The organism is Daejeonella sp. AP26 (assembly GCF_056680515.1).
Genome location: NZ_CM155286.1, coordinates 4,027,105 through 4,052,254, shown reverse-complemented (window position 1 = coordinate 4,052,254; position 25,150 = coordinate 4,027,105). Strand labels below are relative to the sequence as shown.

Genomic DNA, 25,150 nt, shown 5'->3' with positions numbered 1-25,150 from the left:
TGCAATTCAAACTCCCCACATGCGTAAGCTATTCCTACTTCTTTTTTTCTCCCTCACCGGCACCATTGCACTGTCACAGGTTCCACTATCCTATTACCTGTCCCAGAATGTTACCTATGATAAAAAAGTGCCCAGTCCGCAACAGTTCCTGGGCTTTCAGGTAGGAGATCAGCATGTAAGCCACGATCAGATCGTTGCGTACATGAAAGAGCTGGATCGGACTTCCGAACGTGTTACGTTGCAGGAATACGCACGGACTTATGAGAACCGGCCCTGTTTGCTGTTGACAATAACTTCATCAGATAATCAGAAAAATATTGAAAGCCTCAGGAAAGAGCACTTAAAGCTGAGTGATCCTGCTCAATCATCCGGTATCAATGTAGAGGATATGCCGGCGGTGGTTTGGCTGGGATACAGCGTACATGGTAATGAACCCAGCGGCGCGAACGCTAACCTGATGGTCTCCTATTTCCTAGCCGCAGCCCAGGGTGCCGATGTCGACCAGATGCTAAAGAATACCGTGATACTTATTGACCCAGCTATCAATCCTGACGGGATACAGCGTTTTGCCTCCTGGGCTAACGCCAACAAAAGCAATACGCTGGTAAGTGATATCAATTCGAGGGAATTTGCTGAACCATGGCCGAGCAGCCGTACAAATCATTACTGGTTTGATATGAATCGCGACTGGCTGCCACTACAGCACAATGAATCTAAAGGACGTCTGCAAAAGTTTCACGAGTGGAAGCCTTTGATACTGACGGATCATCATGAGCAGGGAACTAACTCCACGTTCTTTTTCCAGCCAGGCATTCCATCAAGAACTAACCCTTTAACGCCCCAAAAGAACCAAGACTTAACTGCCAAAATTGGTAACTACCATGCGGAAGCACTAGATAAGATCGGCTCTTTGTATTTCACCAGGGAAGCCTACGATGATTTTTATTATGGCAAAGGTTCTACCTACCCTGACATTAACGGGGCCATCGGGATTCTTTTTGAACAAGCAAGTTCTCGTGGTCATGCGCAGGAAAGCGTAAACGGAGTTCTCACTTTTCCCTTCACTATCCGCAACCAGGTTGTTACTTCTTTCTCAACCTTGAAAGCTGCACAGGAAATGCGCGTAGAATTACTCAATAATCAGCGCGAGTTCTACGAAAATGCACTATCCCAAGCTAAATCTGACCCGGTAAAGGGCTATGTGTTTGGAAACTCAGCCAATAAAGGAACGTCCTGGCATCTACTGGATATTCTGCGCCGCCATCAAATACAAGTTTACAGCCTGGCGAATACTACTTCGCAAGCCGGTAAGGAATTCAAAAAGGGGGAGTCGTTTGTGGTGCCCCTTAATCAGCCCCAATACACCACCATTAAGGCAATCTTCAGCAAACAAACGAAATTTCGCGATAGCTTATTTTATGATATCTCCGCCTGGACTTTTCCTTTGGCTTTCAACCTCCCCTACGCCGAGGTCTCTTCATTGAACAACTTAACGGGTTCTAAAATTGAGCAATTTACACTGCCGCAGGGAACGATGTACGGAGCAAAGAGCCCGTATGCTTACTTGTTCGAATGGAACGAATTTTACGCTCCAAAGTTACTGAACAGCTTGTTAAAGGCCGGAGTGCGAGCTAAAGTTTCTCAGCGTAACTTCACTATGAATTTATCAACTGGCAGCAGGACCTTTGATTACGGGACCATCCTGGTGCAAACGAATAGTCAAACGATAGGCGCCGATGAACTTTATCAATTACTTTCGAGGCTCGCAGCAGAAAATGCAGTAGATGTTTATTCGGTGACTACCGGCATGACCACTGGGATAAACCTTGGCAGCAGTAATTTTAAAAACATTGAGCAGCCGAAAATAGCCTTATTGACTGGTACCGGTGTCAATAACAATGATGCCGGAGAAGTATGGCATTTGCTCGATCAGCGTTTTAACATGCCCCCAACTCTCCTCGAGCTAACTTCCCTTAACCGTGTTAATCTCGACAGATATAACGTTCTGGTTATGGCCGACGGAAATTACTCTTCGATCAGCGACGCAGGTAAAGAAGAGATAAAAAGATGGCTTAAGAACGGTGGCGTGTTAATTGCCCAGGGAACTGCCAACCGCTGGACCACCGGTTCAGGAATAAACTCAATTAAATACAAGGAAGTATCTAATAAAGACACCACAGCTTTCCGGGATTACAATACGCAGCAGGAAGTAGCCGGAGCGCAATACATCCCGGGTGCTATTTTTCAAACTCGTCTGGATAAAACCCATCCGATCGGTTATGGTATCAGGGAAAATACTGTTCCAGTATTTAGAGAAGGGACCGGGATGTTCGAAAAACCTAAGAGTCCATTCGCAACGCCGGTTGCCTATACCGATAAGCCCTTATTGGCGGGCTATATTTCCAAAGACAATGAAAAACTATTGAAAGGATCCGCATCCATCATTTGCAGCAGCTTCGGCCGTGGTCAAGTGATTTCTTTTTCAGACAACCCCAATTTTAGGGCATTCTGGTTTGGTACCAGTAAGCTTTTTATGAATGCAGTTTTCTTCGGATCAACCATAAGCGGAAGCTCCGCTGCAAATGAATAAAGTAAACAACTTGTAGATTCGGATCGAATTTACAGGAGTGTTTATCTACCGTATTATATTCTTCCTGAAGGATAACCCACCCATTCGGAAGGTCGCTTGTTTTGATTTCAATTATCGGAACTCAGGTAATCGTTCTAACCCAAAACATTCAGACTTTTACAAGCTATAGAAACAATGATATTACTTGTCAAGTCAAATAAAAACATCAGATTTAACTTATTAAACCATTTTAATCGCACATGAAAAAAATTCTTTTCCTTTTTATTCTCCTTTCACCAATTTCTTCCTTATACGCACAGGTAAAATCTGGATTAACCATCGACAAGATCATGCAGGATCCTAAGTGGATGGGGGTATCACCAGGTAATATTCAGTGGGATGCAAACAGCCAGGTCGTCTACTTTCACTGGAATCCTGACAAAGCCCCCATTGACGAAATGTACCAGATAAGCATTAACAAGCACACCCCACTTAAAGTAGATATAGAGAACAAAAAATCACTTAACAGGGGCGCGATTGTCTATAATATTGACCGCACTAAAATGCTGTTTGAACGCGGAGGCGATCTGGTTATTTATTCGCTGAAAACCAAAAAAGAAAGGCAGCTTACTAATACGGTTGAACGGGAAAGTAATCCTTCTTTCAGCAAAACTGAAAGTAAAGTAATCTTTCAGCGTGGCGACAACCTGTATAGCATCTCAACTGAAGGAGGCCAGCTAGTGCAGCTAACGAATTTCACCCGCACAAAGAAACGTCCCGAGAGCACGATAAGCGCCCAGGATAACTGGCTAAAGCTCGACCAAACCAAAGAGTTTGAAATCATCCGCAAAAAGGAAGATGTTAAAAAGCGTAATGAAGCCGAAAGAACGGCCCTGGAGATTAAACGCCCTAAAGAATTCTACCTCGATGAACGGAGTTCTATAAACAATATCCGGTTAAGTCCTGATGAAAAGTTTCTCACTTTCCGCATCAGTAAACAACCAGAGGGCAGCAAGCAAACTATCGTACCCAACTATGTAACCGGGTCGGGATACACCGAAGACATTGCCGCCCGTACCAAAGTTGGCAGTCCGTTAACAACTTACGAAAGTTATATTTACGATCAGCAGCGGGATAGTATATACCGCATTGCTACAGATAAAATCCCTGGCATTAAAGATCTACCGGATTATGTGAAAGATTACCCGAAGCAACTGGAAGAAAGACAAAAAAAGAACGATGATAGAAAGGTAGCTATCACTGGCCCTTTCTGGAACGATCCGGGTACTCAGGCTGTGGTAGTGATCACGGCTATGGATAATAAAGACCGCTGGATTATGAAGCTTGATGCAGCAAGTGGAACGTTAAGTCCTTTAGATCGTCAGCGTGATGAGGCATGGATCGGCGGCCCGGGGATTGGCGGTGCTTTTGGAGCCGGTAATGTGGGCTTCATCGATAATAATACATTCTATTTCCAGAGCGAAGCTTCTGGGTACTCCCATATCTATACAATAAACTTAAATTCGGGGGTTAAAAAGCAGCTTAGCAAGGGTAACTACGAAGTACAATCGCTTCGCTTATCAAATGATAAAAAACACTTTTACTTCTCAGCCAATATCGAACATCCGGGGATCACTCATTATTACCGTATGTCGGTAAATGGTGGCGAACCTTTAAAGCTTACCGGTATGAAAGGCGGAAATGAAGTTACTCTCTCGCCCGATGAGAGATGGCTGGCGATCCGCTATTCATACTCAAATAAACCCTGGGAACTTTATTTGCAACCTAATAAGGCCAGAGCAAAAGCTGTAAAGATCACTAAATCTACCACTGCAGAGTTCGACGCTTACGCCTGGAAAGATCCGGAGATGATCAATTTTAAAAACCGCTTTGGCTCAGATGTCCATGCTCGGCTTTATCGTCCTGCGACAGCACACCCTGATAAACCGGCTGTTGTTTTCGTTCACGGTGCAGGTTATCTGCAAAACGTGCACTACTGGTGGAGTCAATATTTTCGGGAATACATGTTCCATAATTTCCTGGTTGACAATGGCTATACGGTTTTAGATATAGACTATACAGCCAGTTCAGGTTATGGCCGGGATCATCGCACCGGCATTTACAGACATATGGGTGGAAAGGATTTGACCGATCAGGTAGACGGCGTAAAACTGCTGGTTGACAAATATGGTGTGAATCCGAAAAAAGTTGGACTTTACGGAGGTTCGTATGGCGGATTTATCACCCTGATGGCATTATTCACCACACCGGATGTGTTTGCTTCTGGGGCTGCGTTACGCTCTGTGACAGACTGGGCACATTATAATCACGGGTATACTTCAAATATTTTGAATGAGCCGTACACTGATGAGAAAGCCTATCGCAAAAGCTCTCCAATCTATTTCGCCGATGGCCTGAAAGGAAATCTGTTGATGGCGCATGGCATGGTGGATGAAAATGTTCATTTTCAGGATATTGTACGCCTAACCCAGCGCTTTATTGAACTGAAGAAAGATAATTGGGAACTCGCCGTATATCCGGTAGAAGATCATGGTTTTGTGGAGCCTTCCAGCTGGACGGATGAATACAAACGGATCTTTAAACTATTTGAAGAAACTTTGAAGAACTAGCGGATAGCTGCTAAATAACTGAGCCTGATGTTTCATTCGTTGAAATATCAGGCTTTTTTATTCTGCCTAAGTTTTTGAGGATTGTAATTGCTGATCTGAATATAACCAAATCAGTTAAGAGCCTTGAGATAGATAATGTATGGACTTCTATTATCCTTGTTCCTATCATGTTCGTGTCAGGCCGTCAATTTGACGGCCTGACACGAACATGACCAAAGCAAGACCCGAACAGTGTGGCTCTGGGAAGTAATGGACTCTGCCCGCTAAGCACGTTGACGATATTCATAAATAAACACCGCTGATGATTAGTCCTGGAAAAATTTGGAATAGTAAGGAAGAAAATGGCAGCCCTTGTCCCGAACCTAAATTACGGCCGGTCGGTAGGTTAAAGTACGTGACTGCCATGTACGAGATATTTTTTCAAAGCAAGCTTCAGGCATGTCTTGCAAAAAACCAGGACAAAAAAAAAGCCTCCGCTTGAAAAGCGGAGGCTAATACGATTAATAAATATAATTCTTATTAGATTACTTTTACATTTACCGCATTTTCGCCTTTACGACCTTGTTCTACTTCGTATTCAACTTGATCGTTTTCACGAATTGAATCGATAAGACCTGATGAGTGAACGAAGATTTCGCTACCACCTGCGTTTGGAGTGATGAATCCAAATCCTTTGGTTTCATTGAAAAATTTAACTGTACCTTGTTGCATTTTATTTACTATTAATTTTAACAAAGGTAAACTAATTTATTGCATTACTACTATAACCGTAATAATAGCATTTTATATTATATTATTTAGACAAAACCCTTAAAAGCGCGGGCAACAGGCTTATATTGAGGGTAGACTACGGGGCTTGGTTACACTGCAGCTTTGAAAATCCGTAGAATTATCCCTTCCCGATCCGTATTAATACTGAATCCTCCATCGTCTGGCTGCTCTAATTTAGCTTTACTAAATAACTAAATCTTATGAAGACGATCTGTACGGTATTAATTGGAGTTGCATTATTCTGTTCGAGTTTTAAATTAGAAGACGAAGAGGGTCTAGCCCGGGTAAGTAAGATCCAGGGTATCGAGATCTATATGCTAAGCGAACCGGTAAGAGATTATGAAGTGATCAGCGACGTGAACAATGGTATCAACGCCAGTTCTGCGGTAACCGGGGGAATGGTCAACGAAAGCATTGCCGATAAAGCATCCAAGTTTGTCAGAAGGGCAATGAAAGAGAATTCGCGCATTGATGCGGTAATTTACTCATCGGGTAAGCGGGTTGTAGGCATTCGTTTTAAAGATACACCAACCCCTTCGACCAAAGGTATTGGCCGGGTGAAGAAGATAAATGGTCTGGATACCTATATTCTGGCTGAACCTTTACAGGATTATGAGGTCTTGACAAGTAAAGGCGGTGGTATCAAATGGAAATCCTATGTGACCGGTGGATTGATCAATAATTCGATCGAGGAAGATATAGAGCGGATGATTAAAAAGATCCAGGGCAACGGAACGTCGGTAGACGGCGTAATTTACTCCGCAGGAAAATCCGCTTCCGGCTTCAGATACAGATAGTGCCTGTGAAATGCTCTCTTCTAAAAAGCCACGTGGGAAACCGTGTGGCTTTTAGTGTATACTATCCAGTTTATTCCACTTTCAACCGTCTGGTAACATCCAATTGATCTCTCTTCTTCTGCAAGTTCTGTCTCCCCGACAAGTGATCGGGTAAGAACTTATACTTCTAGTAAAGCCGGAGGCACCTCTGGCTTCTCTGTTAATGCAGCAGGCAAGTCAATGGTCACCAATGTTCCTCTTCCTGGGCTTGACTCAAACTCAACAGTTCCTTTTAAGGCGGCCACTCTCGATTGAATATTTTTTAAGCCGATCCCTTTCTTACTCTCAAAGTCTGAAACATTAAAACCGCAGCCATTATCTTCAATGGTGACAGAAATTCCGTCTTGGTCACTGATCAGCGAGATATAAAGTTTGGTAGCTTTCGCATGTTTAATGACATTGTTAAGGGCTTCCTGGATTACGCGATATAAAGCAGTCTCGGTATGCGGATTAGGTAAAATTACGAGTCCGCCAGTGTCAAGGTTCACGCTGAGCCCTCTACTATCCACCTTGCTGGCAAGCTCCTTTAGCGCATGTGCCAATCCTTTTTTCGACAGGGCATTGGGCATCATCTGATGAGAGATCGCCCGCATTTCGTCGTAGCTTTCGGTTACAAGGGCGAGTGTTCGTTCGGCCAGCTTGCGCTGGACTGTCATTTGAGGCAACTCTTTACACAAGCCGTTCAGGTTCATCAACGCACATGACAATACCTGTCCAACGCCATCATGCAATTCGGCAGCTATCCGGCGGCGTTCATCATCTTCCGCATCGAAAACAGCCTTTGCGGAAAGCTCTTGTTGCTTATGTATTGCCTTCTGCAATCGGGCGCTTTCCAATAGCTTCCGACTGTTAAAAATCATATAAATGAAGATGCCGCTAACGATCACCAATCCTACTACGGTGGCCAGCAAGACATTTCTTTTTTCAATCTGCAGTTTCTGTATAGTTGACTGCTGGTTCAAATCTTTGATCTGTTGCTCTTTTTTGTCTGTCTCATATTGAATGTTGAGCCTGGCAATGTTTCGATCGTTGGTTTCATTACTGATCTGATTTGCCACCTTCAAATATTTCTGCGAAGCGTCAAACGCTTTTTGATAATCCTTTTTTTGCTCATAGAGTTTAGTTAGCGACTGGTAAGCGTTTCGAGACCCATACTTATAATGTGTTTTTTTAAAAAGCAGAAGGGCTTCACCGAGGAGTGCTTCAGCCTTCGGATATTCCTTTTTCGCGCTGTACACTGAGGCCAGGTTGAGGTACGTATCTCCAATTTGTTTATCATCCCTAAAAAATCGATCAAGCTCCAATACTTTGTAATGATATTTCAGGGAGGCATCATAGTTTCCCATATAAAAAAAGCAAAGGGCCATATTGGAATAAATTTCTGAATAGTTCCGGCGATTGTTGGTCCTGGCGCAGATCTTTAAGGCTTCATAATCTACTTTCAGAGCTGCCGCATAATTTCCTTCCATGCCGTAAATATTAGCCAGTGTGTGCAAACCACGGAGGATAAGTTTATCATCGTTAAGGCGCCTGCCGATGGTGAGAGCCTTTTGAATGTATGATTTAGCCTTTTTCAGCTTATTGTTACTCATATTCACCACGCTGAGGCTGGCCAGACTTGAGCCGATTCCTAACGAATCCTTTATAGCTTCGCGGATCTTAAGAGCGGAGAAGTGGCTATTGAGTGACTGATCGAAATTCCCGATCTGCCAATGATAGGTAGCTACCAGATGCAGGCCGGAAGCCTCGGCTTTAGGCAGTTTGTTCTTTCGGGCAAGTTGTAAGCACCGGTCAGCGTAGGTTTTCAGGGAATCATACTCCCCCTTCAGGTTAAAGTAAAACGCCTGCTGGTAGTTTGCCCATGCCTTTCCTTCCGGAGATTTCAATCGGCTGGATAAAATGAATAACTGATCTATTAGCTTTTGCGAAAGTTTTGGATCTTGTCCCTGTAAAGCTGTAATCCGCTGATGATAAGAATGAATCTTTTCAATTCCGTCAGGCTGCACTTGAAGTCGTTTTTCAAGAGTTCTTAAGGCCGGCAACTGTTGCCCGGGTGAAAAAAATGGAACTAGAAAAAAGACGATGAAGAAAATTCGCATAAGTATGTATATTCCGTTCAACTAATTAATGATTAAATATTGATAGTTGAAATTTTTTAGTTCTAATTTTGCATCACATACGAATGAGTATTACGGTTTTAATTGTAGATGACCATGCCCTCATGCTCGACGGCCTGGAAGCCTTGCTTCAGCAGCAGGATAATTTGCACGTGGTGGCTAAAACGACCAATGCTAACTATGCGCTGGCCTATCTTCGAAAGGAAGATATTCGCGTGCTCATCACCGACTACAGCATGCCCGGAATGAGCGGCGTGGAATTGGTTTTGGAAGCCAAAAAAATGAGGACAGAGTTAGGCGTTATTGTGCTGAGCATGCACGATGAAGCGGATATGGTGCAGGAAGTAATTTCCGCTGGTGCCGACGGATATATATTGAAAAAATACGCTCAACAAGAGATCATTCAGGCTATTAATATTGTGGCCAATGGAGGTAAATATTGGAGTCCGGAAATTAATCAAATATTAATTCGCGGCTTAAAAAGACCGGAAGAAAAAAGTCATGAACTTTCGGCCCGCGAACTTGAAATATTAAAATTGCTGGTATTGGAGATGACCACAAGGGAGATTTCGGAAAAACTTTTTGTGAGCGAACGCACCATAGAAACACACAGAAAGAATCTGCTCCGTAAGACCAATTCTAAAAATACAGTCGGTTTAGTTAAATATGCCTATTCTCAAAAACTTATCAGCCACTAATGGAAACCAGAGCGGCTTATAACCGTTGGGCTCAGACCTACGACACGGTCGGTAATAAAACCCGCGATCTGGAAAAAACTGTGATTCGCGACGTTTTAAAAGAAATCAACTGTAACCACATCATAGAAATTGGTTGTGGTACCGGCAAAAATACAGCCTGGTTAGCCGATCATTGCAAGAAGCTTACAGCAACTGATTTCTCCGATGAGATGTTAAGTTTGATGCGACAAAAGATCTCCGACCCTAAAGTAACTATAAGACAGGCGGACATCACAAAGCCGTGGAATATGCAGCCTGCTGATTTGATAACCTGCAGCCTTGTGTTAGAACATATTGCTGATCTTGCGTTTATATTCGGGCAGGCAGCCGCACATCTTAATCCCAGCGGGCAGTTCTACATCTGCGAACTTCATCCCTACAAACAGTTGCAGGGAAGCCGCGCAAAATTTGAAGAAGGCGGGAATGTTCTACACCTCGAATACTTTGTTCATCACATATCCGAGTACATGGAGGCGGCGTTTAATAATCACTTCAACTGCATCAGCCTGCAAGAATGGTTTGATACTGAAGATCGAAATGCCTCTCCCAGGCTGGTGTCATACCTGTTCGAAAGAATCAAGTTATAAGACTTATTGCTTTATAGTTTGCATCAATGATTTTTCAGGTGATATAGATTATGTCTATATGCTATCAGTAAAAAGTATGAGTAATTACTTCCCGATGATTGGTTGGCGAGGCCAATAGGCTTACCTTTGCGTCAGATTTTAATAACCCATAACAAGTATAAATTATGATTAGCATAGGACAAAAATTCCCTTCTTTTGAAAAGACAGCAGTAGTAAGTATTGAAAAAGGCAAAGAATTCGAAACCATTTCTTCTGACTATTTTACCAATGAAGATAACGTATGGACGGTAATATTCTGGTGGCCAAAAGATTTTACTTTTGTTTGCCCTACCGAGATTAAGGAATTCAATAACGCCTTTGGTGAGTTTCGCGATCGCGATGCACGCCTGATAGGTGCATCTACTGATACCGAAAACGTCCACCTTGCCTGGAGACATAGCCATGATGATTTACGTGATCTTAAATTCCCGATGCTGGCTGATACTTCAAAGTCATTAGCTGAAGAACTGGGTATTTTAGAGCCGACTGAGAAGATTGCTTATCGTGCTACTTATATCGTTGATCCAACTGGAGTGATCCGTTGGGTAAGTGTAAATGATTTAAATGTTGGCCGTAACGTTAAGGAAGTTTTACGTGTTCTGGACGGTTTGCAAACAGATGAACTTTGCCCTTGTAACTGGGAAAAAGGCCAGGAAACGTTAACTGTTTAATATTAAATTATTGCGAGCTCCTCTCTATCCTTTCAATAGCAAGGATGAAGAGGAGTTTTTTTATGAACCTATAAATTCTATAAAAATGAATGAAAGTACTGAAGTGATCCAGGAATTGCTTGCGAATATAAATTTTGAAAGTGACTACCGTACAGATAGCCTGACCCTGTTGGAAGAAGGCAATTCTCGGTACCTGCGGGACCTTAAGCTAAATTTTAGCAGCACACTAACCTCTGAACACTTATCTCCAAAGGAAATTGCCTTGTTGGGAATCAGCGTAGCCGTTAATGAGCGGAATAACGTGCTGATTAATTTCTTCAAAAAATTTGCTCTTGATAATGAAGCTACAGCGGAAGAGATTGCTGAGGCGGCTGCTTGTGCTTCGCTATTGGCTTCGAATAATGTCTTCTACCGCTTCCGTCACTTTACTCAAAAAGAAAAATACACACAGATACCTGCCCGGATTCGCATGCAAATCATGATGAAACCGGCTACAGGAAAAGAATTTTTTGAACTTATGAGTCTGGCAATTTCCGCGGTCAATGGCTGCGAGATGTGTGTCAATTCACACGAGGATTCGCTCATCAAACTGGGCACCTCTGAGGAACGAATTTTTGATGCTGTGAGACTTGCTTCGATAATTACAGCCACCGGAAAGATCATTTATTAACTTCATAAGCATCAAAAAAGAAACTGTCAATAAAAAAATTAAAATGTGCGGTAAACATATTGAAATCACAAAAGTAATTTTGTAATTTTAAAGCTTAAAGGTTAATCAACCTTGAAGCCGGCACTCAATCAGGTATTTTAAAGACATGCAGTGATGTATTTCGACCCTGAAGTCCCTTTAAGGAATAAGTTTTTTATGTAATTTTTGGGTTAAACGGTCAGATAATTAACTTATCTGACCGTTTCTTTTTAACATCAATTACCACCCATAATCATTAAAACGATCCACACCTAGAACCGGGAAACTGAGAATTAAGTACTGGGTAATTTATTTGGCAGAATTTTTAACTTCATTTAACGGGCATTTTCGCATTCACGGACAGCTTGACTTTTAAATTTAAATTTAGGCTTTCCGTTATATTGTACTTAAACTGGTTTTATGAAAAGAATTATACAGCTAAGTTTTCTGTTCCTTGTTTTGACATCTTTTAACGTTAAAAAGCCACAGACTTCCTGGATCAGAATTAACCAGCTTGGGTATTCTGTTAATAGTCCGAAGGTAGCTGTCTGGGCTTCTAAATCGCCAAATAAGCTGAAAACTTTTAAGGTTATTGATTCGGCTACCAACAAAGTGGTTTTCAAATCTAAGGTTGGTAAGGCTTTTGGTGCTTACGGACCATTTAACGAAACTTGCCGGTTAAACTTTTCCGAAGTTAAAGCACCAGGCACTTATTACATCCAATCAGGAAAGGTCAAATCACCCTTCTTTCGAATCTCCAATGATGTTTATGCCGGACTGGCCGACTTTGCCCTCCGCTATATGCGTCAGCAACGCAGCGGGTTCAACCCGTATTTAAAAGATTCATGCCACACCTTCGATGGCTATACCATGTACGGTCCGATGCCGGATAGCACAATTATTGACGTGTCTGGCGGATGGCATGACGCTTCGGATTATTTGCAGTATTCAACTACTTCCGCGAACGCGACTTATCATCTTCTGGCAGCCTATCGCGATTTTCCAAATGTCTTCTCTGATCAGCATTTATCGAACGGCTTAACGGGTACTAACGGCACAGCTGATGTTCTGGACGAAGCTCGGTGGGGTTTACAGTGGCTGCTAAAAATGCATCCTAAAGAAGACTGGCTATTTAATCAGCTTGCTGATGACCGCGATCATACGAGCTTCAGGCTGCCAACCGATGACCTGGTTGACTATGGCATGGGACCGGGAAAGGCAAGGCCTGTCTATTTTGCAAGCGGACAGCCCCAGGGGCTCAAAAAGCACAAGAACAGGGCGACAGGTGTAGCTTCAATAGCAGGTAAGTTTGCCAGCTCATTTGCGTTGGCATCGCAACTCTATGATCAAAAAGATAAACTATTGTCAGATCTCTTCAAACAGAAGGCATTATCGGCTTATAAGCTGGGAATGGACAAACCCGGTGTAGCTCAGACAGCGCCGCATGGCGCTCCCTATTTTTATGAAGAGGACAATTGGGTTGATGATATGGAATTGGGCTCTGCAGCGTTATTCCAACTTACCGGGGAGAAAGAATACTACACACGAGCTTTCGATTTTGGGAAGCAGGAAACTGTTACACCATGGATGGGAGCTGATACTGCCCGGCACTATCAATGGTATCCGTTCCATAATTTCGGCCATTATGAACTTGCCAAGAAATCAGATGGTGAGAACCGGAATCAACTGATTGCGTATTACAAAGAAGGAATAGAAAAGGTGTGGAACAAGTCTCAGGAAAATGGATTTTATCGTGGAATTCCGTTCATCTGGTGCTCGAACAACCTGACTACATCGTTCGCCATTCAATGTTATTTATATCGCGAATTAAGCGGTGATAAGACCTATCTGGAATTAGAACAGGCAAGTTTCGACTGGCTATTCGGCGTTAACCCCTGGGGTACAAGTATGGTTTATGGATTACCGTCGCATGGAGATACGCCGGAAGATCCGCATTCTGCTTTGACAGCAAAGTATAAATTCCCTGTTGACGGGGGCCTGATCGATGGTCCCGTTTATGGCAGCATTTATAATAACCTGATCGGTATTACCTTGTATCAACCTGATGAATATGCTGAGTTCCAATCTGACCTGGTGGTATATCACGATGATTATGGCGACTACAGTACCAACGAGCCTACCATGGATGGAACAGCTTCATTAATCTACTTACTGGCCGCTAAAGAAAAAGAATCCCGGGAGGTGAATGCCTCAAAAAAGTAGTTATAGATAAATACGGGACTATTATCAGGGGTGATACTCTGTCAAAGAAGATTGCCCTGGTATTTACAGGTAATGAATTCGCTGATGGAGGCGCCAATATTCTACAAACATTAAAGGCTGAGAAAATTAAGTCCTCCTTCTTTTTGACAGGAACATTTTACTCAACACTTGAATTTAAGCCGCTTATCAAAAAGTTGAAAGCGGCAGGCCATTATCTGGGAGCACACTCCGACAAGCACCTTCTATATTGCGACTGGACAAAAAGGGATAGCCTGCTGGTAACATATCAGCAGTTCAGCGAAGATTTAAATAATAACTACAGGCGAATGCAGCAGTATGGCGTTCAAAAAGCAGATGCTCCGTACTTTTTGCCTCCCTATGAATGGTATAATTCAACCATTGTGAACTGGACTGCACAGGAAGGACTTCAACTGGTTAACTTCTCCCCCGGAACCCGCTCCGCAGCTGATTACACATGGCCTGAATTAGGCAAAAGTTACCGGCCATCAGATGAGATCTACCAATCGATCATTGACCGTGAGGAGGACGATGCAAACGGCTTAAATGGCTTTATTTTACTGATCCACATCGGCACCGATCCAGGGAGAAAGGATAAGTTTTATCAAAAGTTACCCGAACTGATCAAGGAATTAAAAAACCGGGGATATTCTTTCGAACGAATAGATAGAATGCTTAATTAGGTGTCAGTGTTCGTATCCTATTTATTCTTTTATACATTAAAGATCATCCTTCCCATCCTGTAATTTCTTTGTACACTTTTATGATGCTCTGATTTTTTGGCTATTTTACCAACGATTAAAACCCAGGCATGAACATACGTACTTTTCTCTCAGGCTTACTCCTGATTCTTCCTTTTGCATTGCAAGCTCAATATATTCCTCAGCCGAGTTCATCAGAGATTAAGTTAGCCCTTGAAAAGTTAAATACGGTAGGGAGCGTGTTGTATGTGGCCGCACATCCGGACGATGAGAATACCAGGCTTTTATCCTATTTGGCAAAAGAAAGGAAACTTCGTACCGGTTACCTTTCTCTGACCAGAGGAGACGGCGGGCAGAATCTGATCGGTACTGAACAAGGAGAACTACTTGGATTAATACGAACTCAGGAATTGCTAGCCGCGCGTCGGACCGACGGTGCGGAACAATTTTTTACAAGAGCTAAAGACTTCGGTTATTCGAAAACAGCTGATGAAACTTTTGAAGTTTGGGGAAAAGAGCGGATCCTTGCTGATGCTGTTTGGGTGATCCGCAGTTTTCGGCCCGATGTGATCATTACCCGCTTTCCGGAAGATAGCCGTGCCGGACATGGCCATCATACTGCCTCTGCTATCATTGCTCATGAAGCCTTTACCGCAGCAGCCGACCCTAAGCGTTTTCCTGAACAACTGAAATATGTAAAGCCTTGGCAAGCCAGACGCGTTGTCTGGAATACCTTTAATTTTGGTGGAACAAATACTACCTCGGAAGATCAGCTAAAAGTTAATGTAGGTACTTTCAACCCTCTGCTTGGAAAAGGATATGGTGAGATTGCCGCAGAAAGTCGGTCAAACCATAAGAGCCAGGGATTTGGCAGCGCCCGTCAGCGAGGGCAGTCATTTGAATTCTTTGCTCCTATTGCCGGAGACGAAGCCCGTAAAGACTTATTCGAAGGGATAGATCAAACCTGGAATCGCATTAAGGGGAGTAATGAAGTGGCGGGTTTAATTAACCAGGCTAACCACGCTTACTCGTTGGAGGAGCCTTCGTCGTCGGTACCGCTTTTATTGAACATCTTAAAAAGTTTAAGCCAGTTAGAAGACTCCTACTGGCGATCACATAAGGAAAAGGAAACCAAAGAGCTAATCGCAGCTACTGCCGGCTTATGGTTTGAAGCAAACGCTGCTGCACCAGTTCAGGCAATTGAGCAGCCGTTTGCAGTGACAGCACAGGCTATCATGAACAGCGACTTGAAAGCCAGTTTTACAATCGGGCAGACTGCAGGTATGAAATCTGAACTTACCGACTTACCCAAGGGCATCCTGGTCTTTCACACCGATACCCTGCAAGCCAATAAACTATCTCAACCCTATTGGCTGGCAGAAAAGAGTTCAGTCGGCACCTACACCTTTGCTGATCAGCAACTGGTTGGTTCTCCGGAAAATACCGATCCCCTCAGCATTTGGTTTAACTTCGTGATCAATGGACAGGCCGTTTCATTTAAACGCCCGGTTGTATTCAAATCGACCGATCCGGTGCGTGGTGAGGTCTATCAACCCCTGGTTATAGCTCCACCGGTTACAGCCACCATTACTGAAAATGCCTACGTATTCAACGAAAATAGTTCAAGGAATATTCAGGTACAATTAAAGGGTTTCCTTGACAACGCGACGGGCACATTGAAGCCTCAAATTCCCTCCGGGTGGAAAATCAGTCCTGATAAAATTGATTTCAAGCTTGTAAATAAAGGGGATGAGCAAACCGTGAACTTTACTTTAACTCCCGCGGGTAATGTAAATAGCGGCTCTATCTCTATGAAGCTGGCCGTTGCAGGGAAAACTTACAACCAGGGATTAAAGGTTGTATCATATGAACATATCCCCATCCAAACACTTTTTCCCCTCGCAGAAGCAAGGGTTGAAAGGCTGAATTTGAAGACTGCCGGCAAACAGATCGGATACCTTTCTGGAGCAGGTGATATGATCCCTGAATCGCTGAGACAAATTGGATTCCAGGTAACAATCATCAATGAAGATCAGATAATCAATGGAGATCTTTCCAGATTCGACGCCATAATTTCCGGAATCAGAGCTTACAACGTAAACAGCAGGTTGAAGTATGTTCAAAAAAAATTAATGGACTATGTAAAAGGGGGAGGAACTTATTTGGTTCAGTACAACGTTAGCAACCCGCTGGTGCTTACGGACATCGGTCCATATCCTTTTAAGATCTCTAGAGACCGCGTAACTGAAGAAGATTCGAAGGTTTCAATTTTGACGCCCGATAATCCGGTACTTAATTATCCCAATAAAATTACGGCCAAAGATTTTGAAGGATGGGTGCAGGAACGGGGGATATATTTTCTCTCAGATCTTGATCCTCATTACACGCCGATTTTGGGAATGAACGATAAAAATGAAAAACAAAGCCCGGGGTCACTCGTAGTTGCCGATTACGGTAAAGGCCGGTTTATTTATACTGGTTTAGTATTTTTCAGACAATTGCCAGCGGGTGTACCGGGCGCTTACAGATTATTTGTAAATTTGATCGCTAATAAAAATCGAAAATAACATGGACAAACACAACAATCCTGAAGTTAACTACTCTTTGTTTTATATCCTGGCTGTAATCTGTGGCGTATTAACCGCCTGGGTGATTACAGGTTCAATTTTATTTGTACTGCTTGGTGCTATATTGGGCCTGTTGTCTGCCGGTTTTTTTGTTAACGTGCTTGTCAAAGACCGTGAGGTTTGATCCGGAACTTCCTCCGTTCGTTAAAAGCTGGAACCAGTTTTATGGCCTGTTAATTTTGTGGCTGATACTTTTGATTGTACTTTTCTACGTGTTCACCAAAACATTTGAATGAGTACCATTGACTGGCTCGTATTAATTTTCACCCTCCTATCCATCGTTACTTACGGTGTTTACAAAAGCAGGGGCACCCAGAATGTTGAGGGATTTTTACGTAATCAGACATTACCCTGGTACCATGTGACATTATCAGTAATGGCCACTCAAGCAAGTGCCATTACTTTTTTATCTGCTCCAGGGTTAGCCTACTCCAAGGGGATGAGCTTCGTGCAGTTCTATTTTGGCCTTCCACTAGCTATGATCGTTCTGTGTATCACCTTCGTGCCAATTTTCCATAAGCTAAACATATATACCGCTTACGAATTTCTAGAAAAGCGCTTTGACTTGAAGACAAGGGCCTTAACCGCTTTCCTGTTCTTGATTCAAAGGGGCTTGTCAACTGGAATCACCATCTATGCGCCGTCGATCATCCTTTCAACGATATTAGATATTGATACTACCTACACTACTCTTTTTATAGGCGGACTGGTAATTACCTACACCGTTTGGGGAGGTTCAAAAGCGGTCTCTTATACCCAGCTTCTTCAAATGAGTATTATCTTCCTGGGATTGTTTACCGCAGGCGTAATGGTCATCCACCTGCTTCCTTCCAATATAGGCTTTGGTGATGCTTTGCAGATCGCCGGTAAGATGGGAAGGACCAATGCTATAGACTGGTCTTTTGACTGGGATAATCAATACACGGTTTGGAGCGGGCTGATAGGTGGTTTCTTTCTTCAATTATCTTACTTTGGAACCGATCAAAGCCAGGTTGGCCGATACCTTACCGGCTCTTCAGTAAGTCAAAGTCGTTTAGGATTACTAATGAACGGACTGGTTAAAATTCCAATGCAGTTCCTGATATTGATGATCGGTGTTCTGGTGTTTGCTTTTTACCAGTTCAATCAACCCCCAATCTTCTTCAACAGCTACGAGTTAAACAAAGTTGAAAAGAGCGAATACAACGGCGAGCTAACCAGGATCAAATCTGATTATTCCGAAATTTTCAAAGAGAAGCAGCAGCAGATCATTCAGTTAAATGAGTCACTAAAGCAAGGGGATGAAACCGCTATTAACAGCAACCGGCAGATCTTGCAGTCGTCCGATGAGAAGACCAGGGCCATTCGTCAGCAGGCTGTAGATCTGATGCTGAAGAACGATCCGAATGCGGATACAAATGATAACAACTATATCTTCCTAAGCTTTGTTACGCGTTATCTGCCTCAGGGCCTGATCGGATTACTTATCGCCATCATCTTTCTGGCATCCATGGGTTCAACGGCAAGCGCCTTAAATTCACTAACATCAACAACAGTCATTGATATTTATAAAAGGCTGATCAATAAAGAAGATTCAGATAAGAAGTACCTGTTCATTTCCCGATGGACAACCATCGTATGGGGCCTCTTTTGTATCCTGATGGCATTATATGCCAGTAAACTGGGCAATCTTATAGAAGCCGTAAACATACTTGGCTCTTTATTCTATGGCACCATTCTCGGGATCTTCATAGTCGCTTTTTACTTCAAAAGAATCGGAGGATCTGCTACATTCAAAGCGGCGCTGATAACCGAAGTAATTGTGTTTACGCTTTGGCTGACAGACGCAATGGCCTTCTTATGGCTCAACGTAGCAGGTTGTTTGGCCTTAGTGCTTATCGCCTGGATCTTAGAATCCATTACTAAAAGACCAGTCCCAATACCAGCTGAGGTGGTCACCTATAAATAAAAAAGCCCTCAGTTTTACAACTAAAGGGCTTCAATGAATGATGCAAACATTTTATTTTCTGGCTTCCGCGATCAGCTTCTCATTCAATACAACATAGTCTGGATTATTTTGTGATTGAGCTTTTTTCAAAGAATTGGTTGCACTGACAATTGCGGCTTTCTTATCGCCTAACTTCATTTGGATCTTTGCTTTCAGATGCTCTACCCAATATCTCTCGGGATTTTGTTCAACAGCTTTGTTAGCCCATTCCAGCGCTTGCTTTAAATCCTGACCTTTTTCAAAATAGTAAGTAGCTGCTTCAAAATATGGGCGACTATCTGTTGGTGACATCGCTGCTTGTATCTGTTTCATGATCCGGCTATCGATCTCCGCATTAACTGTAAAACTCACAGCGGTTCTCTCCCACATCAGCTGAACATCCAGAGACTGAGGCTTTACATTAGCAAGATTAATCGTGAATGATTCAACGTCATAAGGCAATGCTAGAGGCTTAGCTTTGAACCTTACCAGGTCATCTGACTGCTTGTAACCCATTGAGCCCCACAAAGCTGTATTCTTGCTCAGAATAATAGTCCACTCGTCTTTAGCCGGAATTGTATAAAGTGCGTATTCTCCTTTGGGAACGGCGTTACCAGATATTTTAACATCCTCTCCAAAAGTTATTTTAGTAGGTTGATTAGCGCCTGTACGCCACACTTGATTGTTGAAAGGCACCAGGTCACCCATTATCTTACGTCCCTTTGCAGAAGGGCGAGAGTACGAAATTGAAATTTCAGAAAGGGCAAACTCTTGTTTAATGGTTTGCAGGGGACTTGCAGGCGGCATTTTAATTGTTTGTGCCTGCAGCTGACTCATGATCGCAGGAGCAATGAACAATGTCAGTAGCATTGGGAATGCAATTTTTCTCATATACTTTAATTTATGGTTGACCAATGATAGCAGAAAGTTACAGGTATTCCATAAAAAGTTCGCTAAAAAATTCAAAAACTGAATTAGCTGGTATAAAAAAAGCCCCCTGCTTTTGCAGAGGGCTTCAACCTAAACCTTATCACAATTAAACCAAAAATGGTTCTACATATAAACCCTAATAACCCAAAAAAGTTGTGGGCTCTATAAAATATTTTTCCGAAATTATTCTGATAACATCTTTTTTCGCAACAGCCCATCAAGAAGATATAGCCCCAGAATTATATCTGCAAAGAAAAAAAGGCGCAGATATGCACTGTTGATGTAAAAAGAGTAATCCACCTCCGGCAATTTATAACCGGGCAAGGCTTTAGTCACTGGCTGAACCCAATCAATCTGCTTAAAAACCATGGCCAGTAAAGCCACTATCGAAATCAGGAAGCAAGCAGCAATTCCGTAGATGATCCGCTTATCAACTGAGGATTTTACAGACCCCGGGACCGGTATCGACTCTATCTGACTCATCACATTCCTGGTGAAGCTCATGGACGGCTCATCCAATTCTATTTTCGCAAGATCCTGATGTAAACTTTCCAGTTCTGAAAATACTGCCTGGCATTCACTATCAGTTGCCACCAAATGTTTTACTTCTTTCCTTTCCTGTTCATTGCAGGTTCCATCCAGGTAATCCCAGATTCGTTGTTCTATCCTATTCATAACAACTCCTTTACTTCGTGATGTAATAAGCCTTCAAGCTTCTCCTTTAACCGGTGCCGTGCTCTGTGCAGCTTTACTTTAACGGTATTACTTTCCATGTCCAGTGCTTTGGAGATCTCGTCCAAAGACTGTTCGCCCTTATAAAAAAGGGTAATTATGGCTGCATCATCGGGTAACAGTTGATCAATAGCCAAATTTAAATAAACAAATTTCGACTTCTGCTCTACCTGGTCGGCATTAAAAGCCGAAACATGATTCTCCAGTTGCAGGTGCGACTCTTCAGAATCTATTGACTGCGTATCAAGTCGCTTCCGGCGTAAAAAGGTCATAGATGTGGTATAAACAATCGTGTACATCCACGTGCTGAATTTGGCTGTCTGCTGAAAATTATTTAAAGAACGATAGGCTTTTACGAAACAATCCTGAGCAATCTCTTCAGCATCCTCCCGATTTTTAGTAAACCGGAGGGCTAGTGTAAATACAAAACGCTGATGACGTTTGATCAACTCGGCATAGGCCGATTGATTGCCTGCCAGCACCAGCTTGATCAGCTCTATGTCCGTAAGTTTTTGTTGCATCAGTTAATGACTCTGACCACACATGAAGACTAAAGGTTACAGGTGTTCTTCTATTATTTTAGCTTAGCAATTACCGTTTACTAAAAAATCCCTACCGTTCACCCCTTTTTTTGCAATAAACTAATTATAACAAGTACATTCATAACCTGCTAATGTGTTGAAATCTTATAAGTTACAAATTATAAAAAAATATGAGAGGACTGATCTCTTAACCTCACAAAACCTATGAAGAAGTTTGTGTTCTTTATCTTAACGCTCTCTACAATTTCATGCTCCGAAAAGAAAGATCGGAATTTAAATCTTGATCAGGTAAATGTATCGTCGTTCAGCTTTTTTAAAGTTGAGTCAAGCAACAGTATTCCTCTGGCAGCCACCGAAGGAAACATCACTTTTGCATTCGGTGAACCAGCAGTGGTGAAAGACGATATTCTAGCGGTCAACAAATTAGCCTGTACCAAGTGGATATATAAGGGCGCTACTATCTATCTGCAAGCTGGCAGAATGGTGGACATTGACCTTAAAACCGCCGCCTACGGATTTGTATTCAATGGAAATGTAATCAAAGTTGGTGAAGATATCAGCAAACTGAAAGATTTGTTTCCCGCTTCATTTGCTGAACGTTCAAACCGACAAATCCTAATCAGCCTTAGCTATAACGGAGATCCAATTAATACCCAAATATTATTTGATTTTAACCCCAAAAATCAAATAACTGCAATATCATTAATGGGATAACATCTTAATTTACGATCCCTGCCTCTTTGAACTTTTCTTTTAACGCCATTAAAAAAATCATGGTTGCTGTAACCTGTTTAAAAATGATGTTGTCATAGATTACAGATTGCGAAAATCTACAGACATTAAATCATTTTTATAACCTTAATACTAAAGTCATGAACGGCCCAGAAATTTTAATCCCAATTACCTTATTCATTTGCTTTTTAGCAATTGTCTTTTCCCTCCGTTATTTCTCAAACAAAGAACGGATGGCCATGATTCAAAACGGCATGGATCCAGGTCTGAAACGTGCACAACCCCAACCTTATGTTGTTTTGAAATGGGGACTATTGTTGATGGGAGCCGGCTTAGGATTATTTTTGGCTTTCCTACTCGACCATACGGTTCTTAACTTCACATCGGGTCAGCACGGCAGTGATGAAGATAGTGCAGCTATTTACTTTTCTTTAATCGGCATTTTTGGTGGGCTTGGATTATTTATTTCCTACCTGATCGAAAAGAAGGAAACCCTGGATAAATAACATAGACTTGCTTTCTCAACAAGAAAGCCAAAGAGGCTGTTCAGATGGTCTGGGTTGCCTCTTTTTTTGTCTGCCCATAGAGTGAGTTCGTTCACTTCTGCTTCTCTTCACTCTAAGCCTTCTGGTGTCCGTTTTGCTGCCAATAACTTAAGCAGAACCGTCTAAGGCTGAAAGAACCTGAGGAATAAGCCCGGTTTGCTAGGGAGATCTTGAATCCGCGCAAAGCGATAAAAGTCCAGTAGTTGTATTGCGGCTAACCTAAGTTAAATGAAATAATGTTTGCTGATTGGTATGTCGAGCCAGGGAGTGGCCGTTTTCTAATAACGCAGGAGAAGATCTTTGCAATAGTGGAATTGCCTGTAATAGCTTCAGACTATTTTTGCAGAGGTATAATAGCCACCGTGAGTCTGCTGATACAATTCATCTTACCCCTATCATTCATCATTTTGATTTCCCATACATGTGTTTTAGCACCGATATGCAGCGGCTTGCAAACACCTGTAACAAATCCGGATTTAACCGGCCTCAGATGATTGGCATTGACCTCAAGGCCAACACCCATATATTTCGAATCGTCGATGATCATGTTTGAAGCGATGCTGCCTAAAGTTTCGGAAAGCGCTACCGATGCCCCACCATGTAATATACCAGCAGGCTGGTGGGTGCGTTCGTCTACAGGCATTCGGGCTTCAATAAAGTCCTCGCCGAGAGAGGTGAATTCAATACCTAAAAGAGCACCCATGTGATTTTTAGGCCGGTCGTTCAATTCGTCAATCGTGTAGTTACGAAACCAGATCATAAATATCTTTCCTCAATTATATTGCGGTGATGATTAACGTGACCGACCAGAATGTATAATAAAGCCCGTACGCTCACCGGCTTATTGCTTGCGGTGCCGCGGCGGCTAAATCCATCTTCAGTCAGATGTTTAAACAGGTAGATATTGCTGATTCTTACAGCTTCAAACTCTTCAGCAAGACTGGCAAGGCTCCGATCATTAAAAGTCGCGTTGGCTACGTAGTCATTCTCGTCAAATGATGCCAGTGGAGTTAGGTCATTCCGTGCAATCCGCAACGCCCGGTAGGCCATGATTCGTTCAGTATCGATCATATGGCCCACGACCTCTTTAACCGTCCACTTACCTTCTGCATACGCATAGTAGGCTTTCATATCGGGAATCTGCTTTATAAATGCGGGCAAAGAGACGGCCTGGTGTTCCAGTTCACCTAAAACATTCTCGGATACCGTGTTGATGTAGGTCCCATAATACGGGTCAAACTCATCGGGTTGGGGTCGCTTCATAGGTCAGATTACTTTTTAAAACAATACGAAAAACAGTTCCTTTTCCAAGTTCAGAATCTTTAACAAAGATCTGCCCCTGATGGTAATTTTCAACGATACGCTTGGTAAGAGATAAGCCAAGTCCCCAGCCACGCTTCCTGGTTGTATAGCCAGGCTGAAAGACTGTGTCGAACTTTAATCGTGAAATCCCTTTTCCAGTATCAGTAATATCAATAAAAACCTGCTCTTTAACAAGGTTTTCGGCAATACTTATCTCAATTTTACCGCTTCCGTCAATAGCATTTACAGCGTTCTTAAGCAAATTTTCAAGTACCCAGTCAAACAGTGGCACGTTAACCAGAGCTTCTACCTGAGTATCTCCGGTTACTTCGAATTGAATTTTATCGCTTACACGGATTTTGAAGTATTCAACAAATTCGACCACTACATCATGAACGCCGTGATTTTGAAGAACGGGTTTAGAACCGATCTTTGAGAAACGGTCAGCAACCATCTCGAGCCGTCTGACGTCATTTTCCATCTCCATTACTATCGGGTCAGTGTCGGTATTGAGCTTCGCCTTTAACAATTCCACCCAGGCCATTAAGGCTGATATCGGGGTGCCTAATTGATGAGCCGTTTCTTTTGCCAAACCTACCCACACCTGATCCTGTTCAGAACGTCTGGAAGAACTGAACACGAGGTAAGCTACCAGGAGGAAAATTGCAATCACCGTAAGCTGTATATAAGGGAATATGCGAAGCTGTGTAAGCAGCATGGAATCTTTGTAATAGACATAGAGCTTTTCATTCCCACCCCTGGCAAGCTCAATGACTATAGGTGAATGCTGCTCCTTCATCTCGCGAAGCTGATTTTTAAAATACGTGGAGTCGTATTTTTTAACGCTGTCAGCTTCCAATTCAAAGTTCGTTTTGGTACTATCAAGACCCCTGTAAGACGTGATATTGCCCGCCGAATCGGCAACAATAGCTGGAACAGCAAGACTATCCCGAATGGAGTAAATGAAAGTAATATATTCATCATTGACATCCGGCATGTCGATAATATTACGGGTACTTTTCGACCAGACTTCAGCCCGTGTACGCTCAGATTCAGAAAGATTCTTTACCAGATAATTGGTATACCATAGAGAAGCAGCTGCAATAACAATTGCAAATGCCAGCAATATAAATTTCCAACGCCTTTTCTGTTCGTACGGATTCATTGATGCCAAATTACAAAAAGGA

General features: G+C 42.6%; 22 protein-coding genes. 14 read left to right on the top strand and 8 right to left on the bottom strand.

Going from position 1 to position 25,150, the window contains the following annotated elements:
* The first annotated feature begins 19 nt into the window (after positions 1-19).
* Both AC1MCB_RS17210 and AC1MCB_RS17205 read left to right on the top strand, forming a co-directional pair.
* Positions 20-2,590, top strand: coding sequence for a M14 family metallopeptidase (locus AC1MCB_RS17210; RefSeq protein WP_479965951.1), 2,571 nt, complete (start codon positions 20-22; stop codon positions 2,588-2,590).
* A gap of 239 nt (positions 2,591-2,829) precedes the next feature.
* Positions 2,830-5,199 (top strand): S9 family peptidase, encoded by a 2,370-nt coding sequence (locus AC1MCB_RS17205; RefSeq protein WP_479965950.1) that lies wholly within the window; start codon positions 2,830-2,832, stop codon positions 5,197-5,199.
* A gap of 519 nt (positions 5,200-5,718) precedes the next feature.
* On the opposite strand, the gene AC1MCB_RS17200 is transcribed toward AC1MCB_RS17205, so the two are convergent.
* Positions 5,719-5,910 (bottom strand): cold-shock protein, encoded by a 192-nt coding sequence (locus AC1MCB_RS17200; RefSeq protein WP_479965949.1) that lies wholly within the window; start codon positions 5,908-5,910, stop codon positions 5,719-5,721.
* 260 nt (positions 5,911-6,170) lie between these two features.
* Here AC1MCB_RS17200 and AC1MCB_RS17195 point away from each other — a divergent pair, with 260 nt between their 5' ends.
* Positions 6,171-6,767, top strand: a complete 597-nt coding sequence (locus AC1MCB_RS17195; RefSeq protein ID WP_479965948.1) for a hypothetical protein — start codon at positions 6,171-6,173, stop codon at positions 6,765-6,767.
* 158 nt (positions 6,768-6,925) lie between these two features.
* Here the strand turns inward: AC1MCB_RS17195 and AC1MCB_RS17190 are convergent, their stop codons facing one another.
* Entirely contained in the window at positions 6,926-8,905 is a 1,980-nt protein-coding gene (locus tag AC1MCB_RS17190; RefSeq protein ID WP_479965947.1) for a tetratricopeptide repeat-containing sensor histidine kinase, read from the bottom strand.
* Positions 8,906-8,988: 83 nt separating this feature from the next.
* On the opposite strand from AC1MCB_RS17190, the gene AC1MCB_RS17185 reads away from it, so the two are divergent.
* From AC1MCB_RS17185 to AC1MCB_RS17145, 9 genes are all read left to right on the top strand, one after another.
* The gene (locus AC1MCB_RS17185) at positions 8,989-9,621 is read left to right on the top strand and encodes a response regulator (RefSeq protein WP_479965946.1); all 633 of its coding nucleotides are present in this window, start codon (positions 8,989-8,991) and stop codon (positions 9,619-9,621) included.
* Positions 9,621-10,247 (top strand): class I SAM-dependent DNA methyltransferase, encoded by a 627-nt coding sequence (locus AC1MCB_RS17180; RefSeq protein WP_479965945.1) that lies wholly within the window; start codon positions 9,621-9,623, stop codon positions 10,245-10,247. The genes AC1MCB_RS17185 and AC1MCB_RS17180 overlap by 1 nt, the downstream gene beginning before the upstream one ends.
* Before the next feature lie 164 nt (positions 10,248-10,411).
* On the top strand, positions 10,412-10,957 hold the full coding sequence (locus tag AC1MCB_RS17175; RefSeq protein WP_479965944.1) for a peroxiredoxin: 546 nt from the start codon (positions 10,412-10,414) through the stop codon (positions 10,955-10,957).
* Positions 10,958-11,042: 85 nt separating this feature from the next.
* A complete protein-coding gene (locus AC1MCB_RS17170; RefSeq protein WP_479965943.1) occupies positions 11,043-11,627 on the top strand; it encodes a carboxymuconolactone decarboxylase family protein in 585 nt (194 codons plus the stop codon).
* 438 nt (positions 11,628-12,065) lie between these two features.
* Positions 12,066-13,868, top strand: a complete 1,803-nt coding sequence (locus AC1MCB_RS17165; RefSeq protein WP_479965942.1) for a glycoside hydrolase family 9 protein — start codon at positions 12,066-12,068, stop codon at positions 13,866-13,868.
* Positions 13,838-14,569 carry a polysaccharide deacetylase family protein gene (locus AC1MCB_RS17160; protein WP_479968756.1) on the top strand — a complete coding sequence of 244 codons (732 nt, stop codon included), beginning with the start codon at positions 13,838-13,840 and terminating at the stop codon, positions 14,567-14,569. The genes AC1MCB_RS17165 and AC1MCB_RS17160 overlap by 31 nt, the downstream gene beginning before the upstream one ends.
* A gap of 128 nt (positions 14,570-14,697) precedes the next feature.
* Positions 14,698-17,154, top strand: coding sequence for a PIG-L family deacetylase (locus tag AC1MCB_RS17155; protein WP_479965941.1), 2,457 nt, complete (start codon positions 14,698-14,700; stop codon positions 17,152-17,154).
* 1 nt (position 17,155) lies between these two features.
* Positions 17,156-17,338 carry a hypothetical protein gene (locus tag AC1MCB_RS17150; RefSeq protein ID WP_479965940.1) on the top strand — a complete coding sequence of 61 codons (183 nt, stop codon included), beginning with the start codon at positions 17,156-17,158 and terminating at the stop codon, positions 17,336-17,338.
* A gap of 108 nt (positions 17,339-17,446) precedes the next feature.
* Positions 17,447-19,162 (top strand): sodium:solute symporter family protein, encoded by a 1,716-nt coding sequence (locus AC1MCB_RS17145; protein ID WP_479965939.1) that lies wholly within the window; start codon positions 17,447-17,449, stop codon positions 19,160-19,162.
* 51 nt (positions 19,163-19,213) lie between these two features.
* Here the strand turns inward: AC1MCB_RS17145 and AC1MCB_RS17140 are convergent, their stop codons facing one another.
* The 3 genes from AC1MCB_RS17140 to AC1MCB_RS17130 form a co-directional block, all read right to left on the bottom strand.
* Positions 19,214-20,071, bottom strand: coding sequence for a DUF2911 domain-containing protein (locus AC1MCB_RS17140; RefSeq protein WP_479965938.1), 858 nt, complete (start codon positions 20,069-20,071; stop codon positions 19,214-19,216).
* 222 nt (positions 20,072-20,293) lie between these two features.
* On the bottom strand, positions 20,294-20,785 hold the full coding sequence (locus AC1MCB_RS17135) for an anti-sigma factor family protein (RefSeq protein ID WP_479965937.1): 492 nt from the start codon (positions 20,783-20,785) through the stop codon (positions 20,294-20,296).
* Positions 20,782-21,363, bottom strand: a complete 582-nt coding sequence (locus AC1MCB_RS17130) for an RNA polymerase sigma factor (RefSeq protein WP_479965936.1) — start codon at positions 21,361-21,363, stop codon at positions 20,782-20,784. Before AC1MCB_RS17130 ends, AC1MCB_RS17135 begins: the two co-directional genes overlap by 4 nt.
* 225 nt (positions 21,364-21,588) lie before the next feature.
* Between AC1MCB_RS17130 and AC1MCB_RS17125 the strand changes: the two genes are divergently transcribed.
* Both AC1MCB_RS17125 and AC1MCB_RS17120 read left to right on the top strand, forming a co-directional pair.
* Positions 21,589-22,098, top strand: coding sequence for a hypothetical protein (locus AC1MCB_RS17125; RefSeq protein ID WP_479965935.1), 510 nt, complete (start codon positions 21,589-21,591; stop codon positions 22,096-22,098).
* A 158-nt stretch (positions 22,099-22,256) separates the two neighbouring features.
* A complete protein-coding gene (locus tag AC1MCB_RS17120) occupies positions 22,257-22,622 on the top strand; it encodes a DUF6249 domain-containing protein (protein WP_479965934.1) in 366 nt (121 codons plus the stop codon).
* Positions 22,623-22,995: 373 nt separating this feature from the next.
* Here AC1MCB_RS17120 and AC1MCB_RS17115 read toward each other — a convergent pair whose 3' ends face one another.
* Genes AC1MCB_RS17115 through AC1MCB_RS17105 form a run of 3 tightly spaced genes read right to left on the bottom strand, consistent with a single transcriptional unit; the run spans position 22,996 to position 25,128 of the window.
* Positions 22,996-23,421, bottom strand: coding sequence for a hotdog fold thioesterase (locus AC1MCB_RS17115; protein ID WP_479965933.1), 426 nt, complete (start codon positions 23,419-23,421; stop codon positions 22,996-22,998).
* Entirely contained in the window at positions 23,418-23,924 is a 507-nt protein-coding gene (locus AC1MCB_RS17110) for a DinB family protein (RefSeq protein WP_479965932.1), read from the bottom strand. Before AC1MCB_RS17110 ends, AC1MCB_RS17115 begins: the two co-directional genes overlap by 4 nt.
* Positions 23,902-25,128, bottom strand: a complete 1,227-nt coding sequence (locus tag AC1MCB_RS17105; protein ID WP_479965931.1) for a sensor histidine kinase — start codon at positions 25,126-25,128, stop codon at positions 23,902-23,904. The genes AC1MCB_RS17110 and AC1MCB_RS17105 overlap by 23 nt, the downstream gene beginning before the upstream one ends.
* Positions 25,129-25,150: the final 22 nt, after the last annotated feature.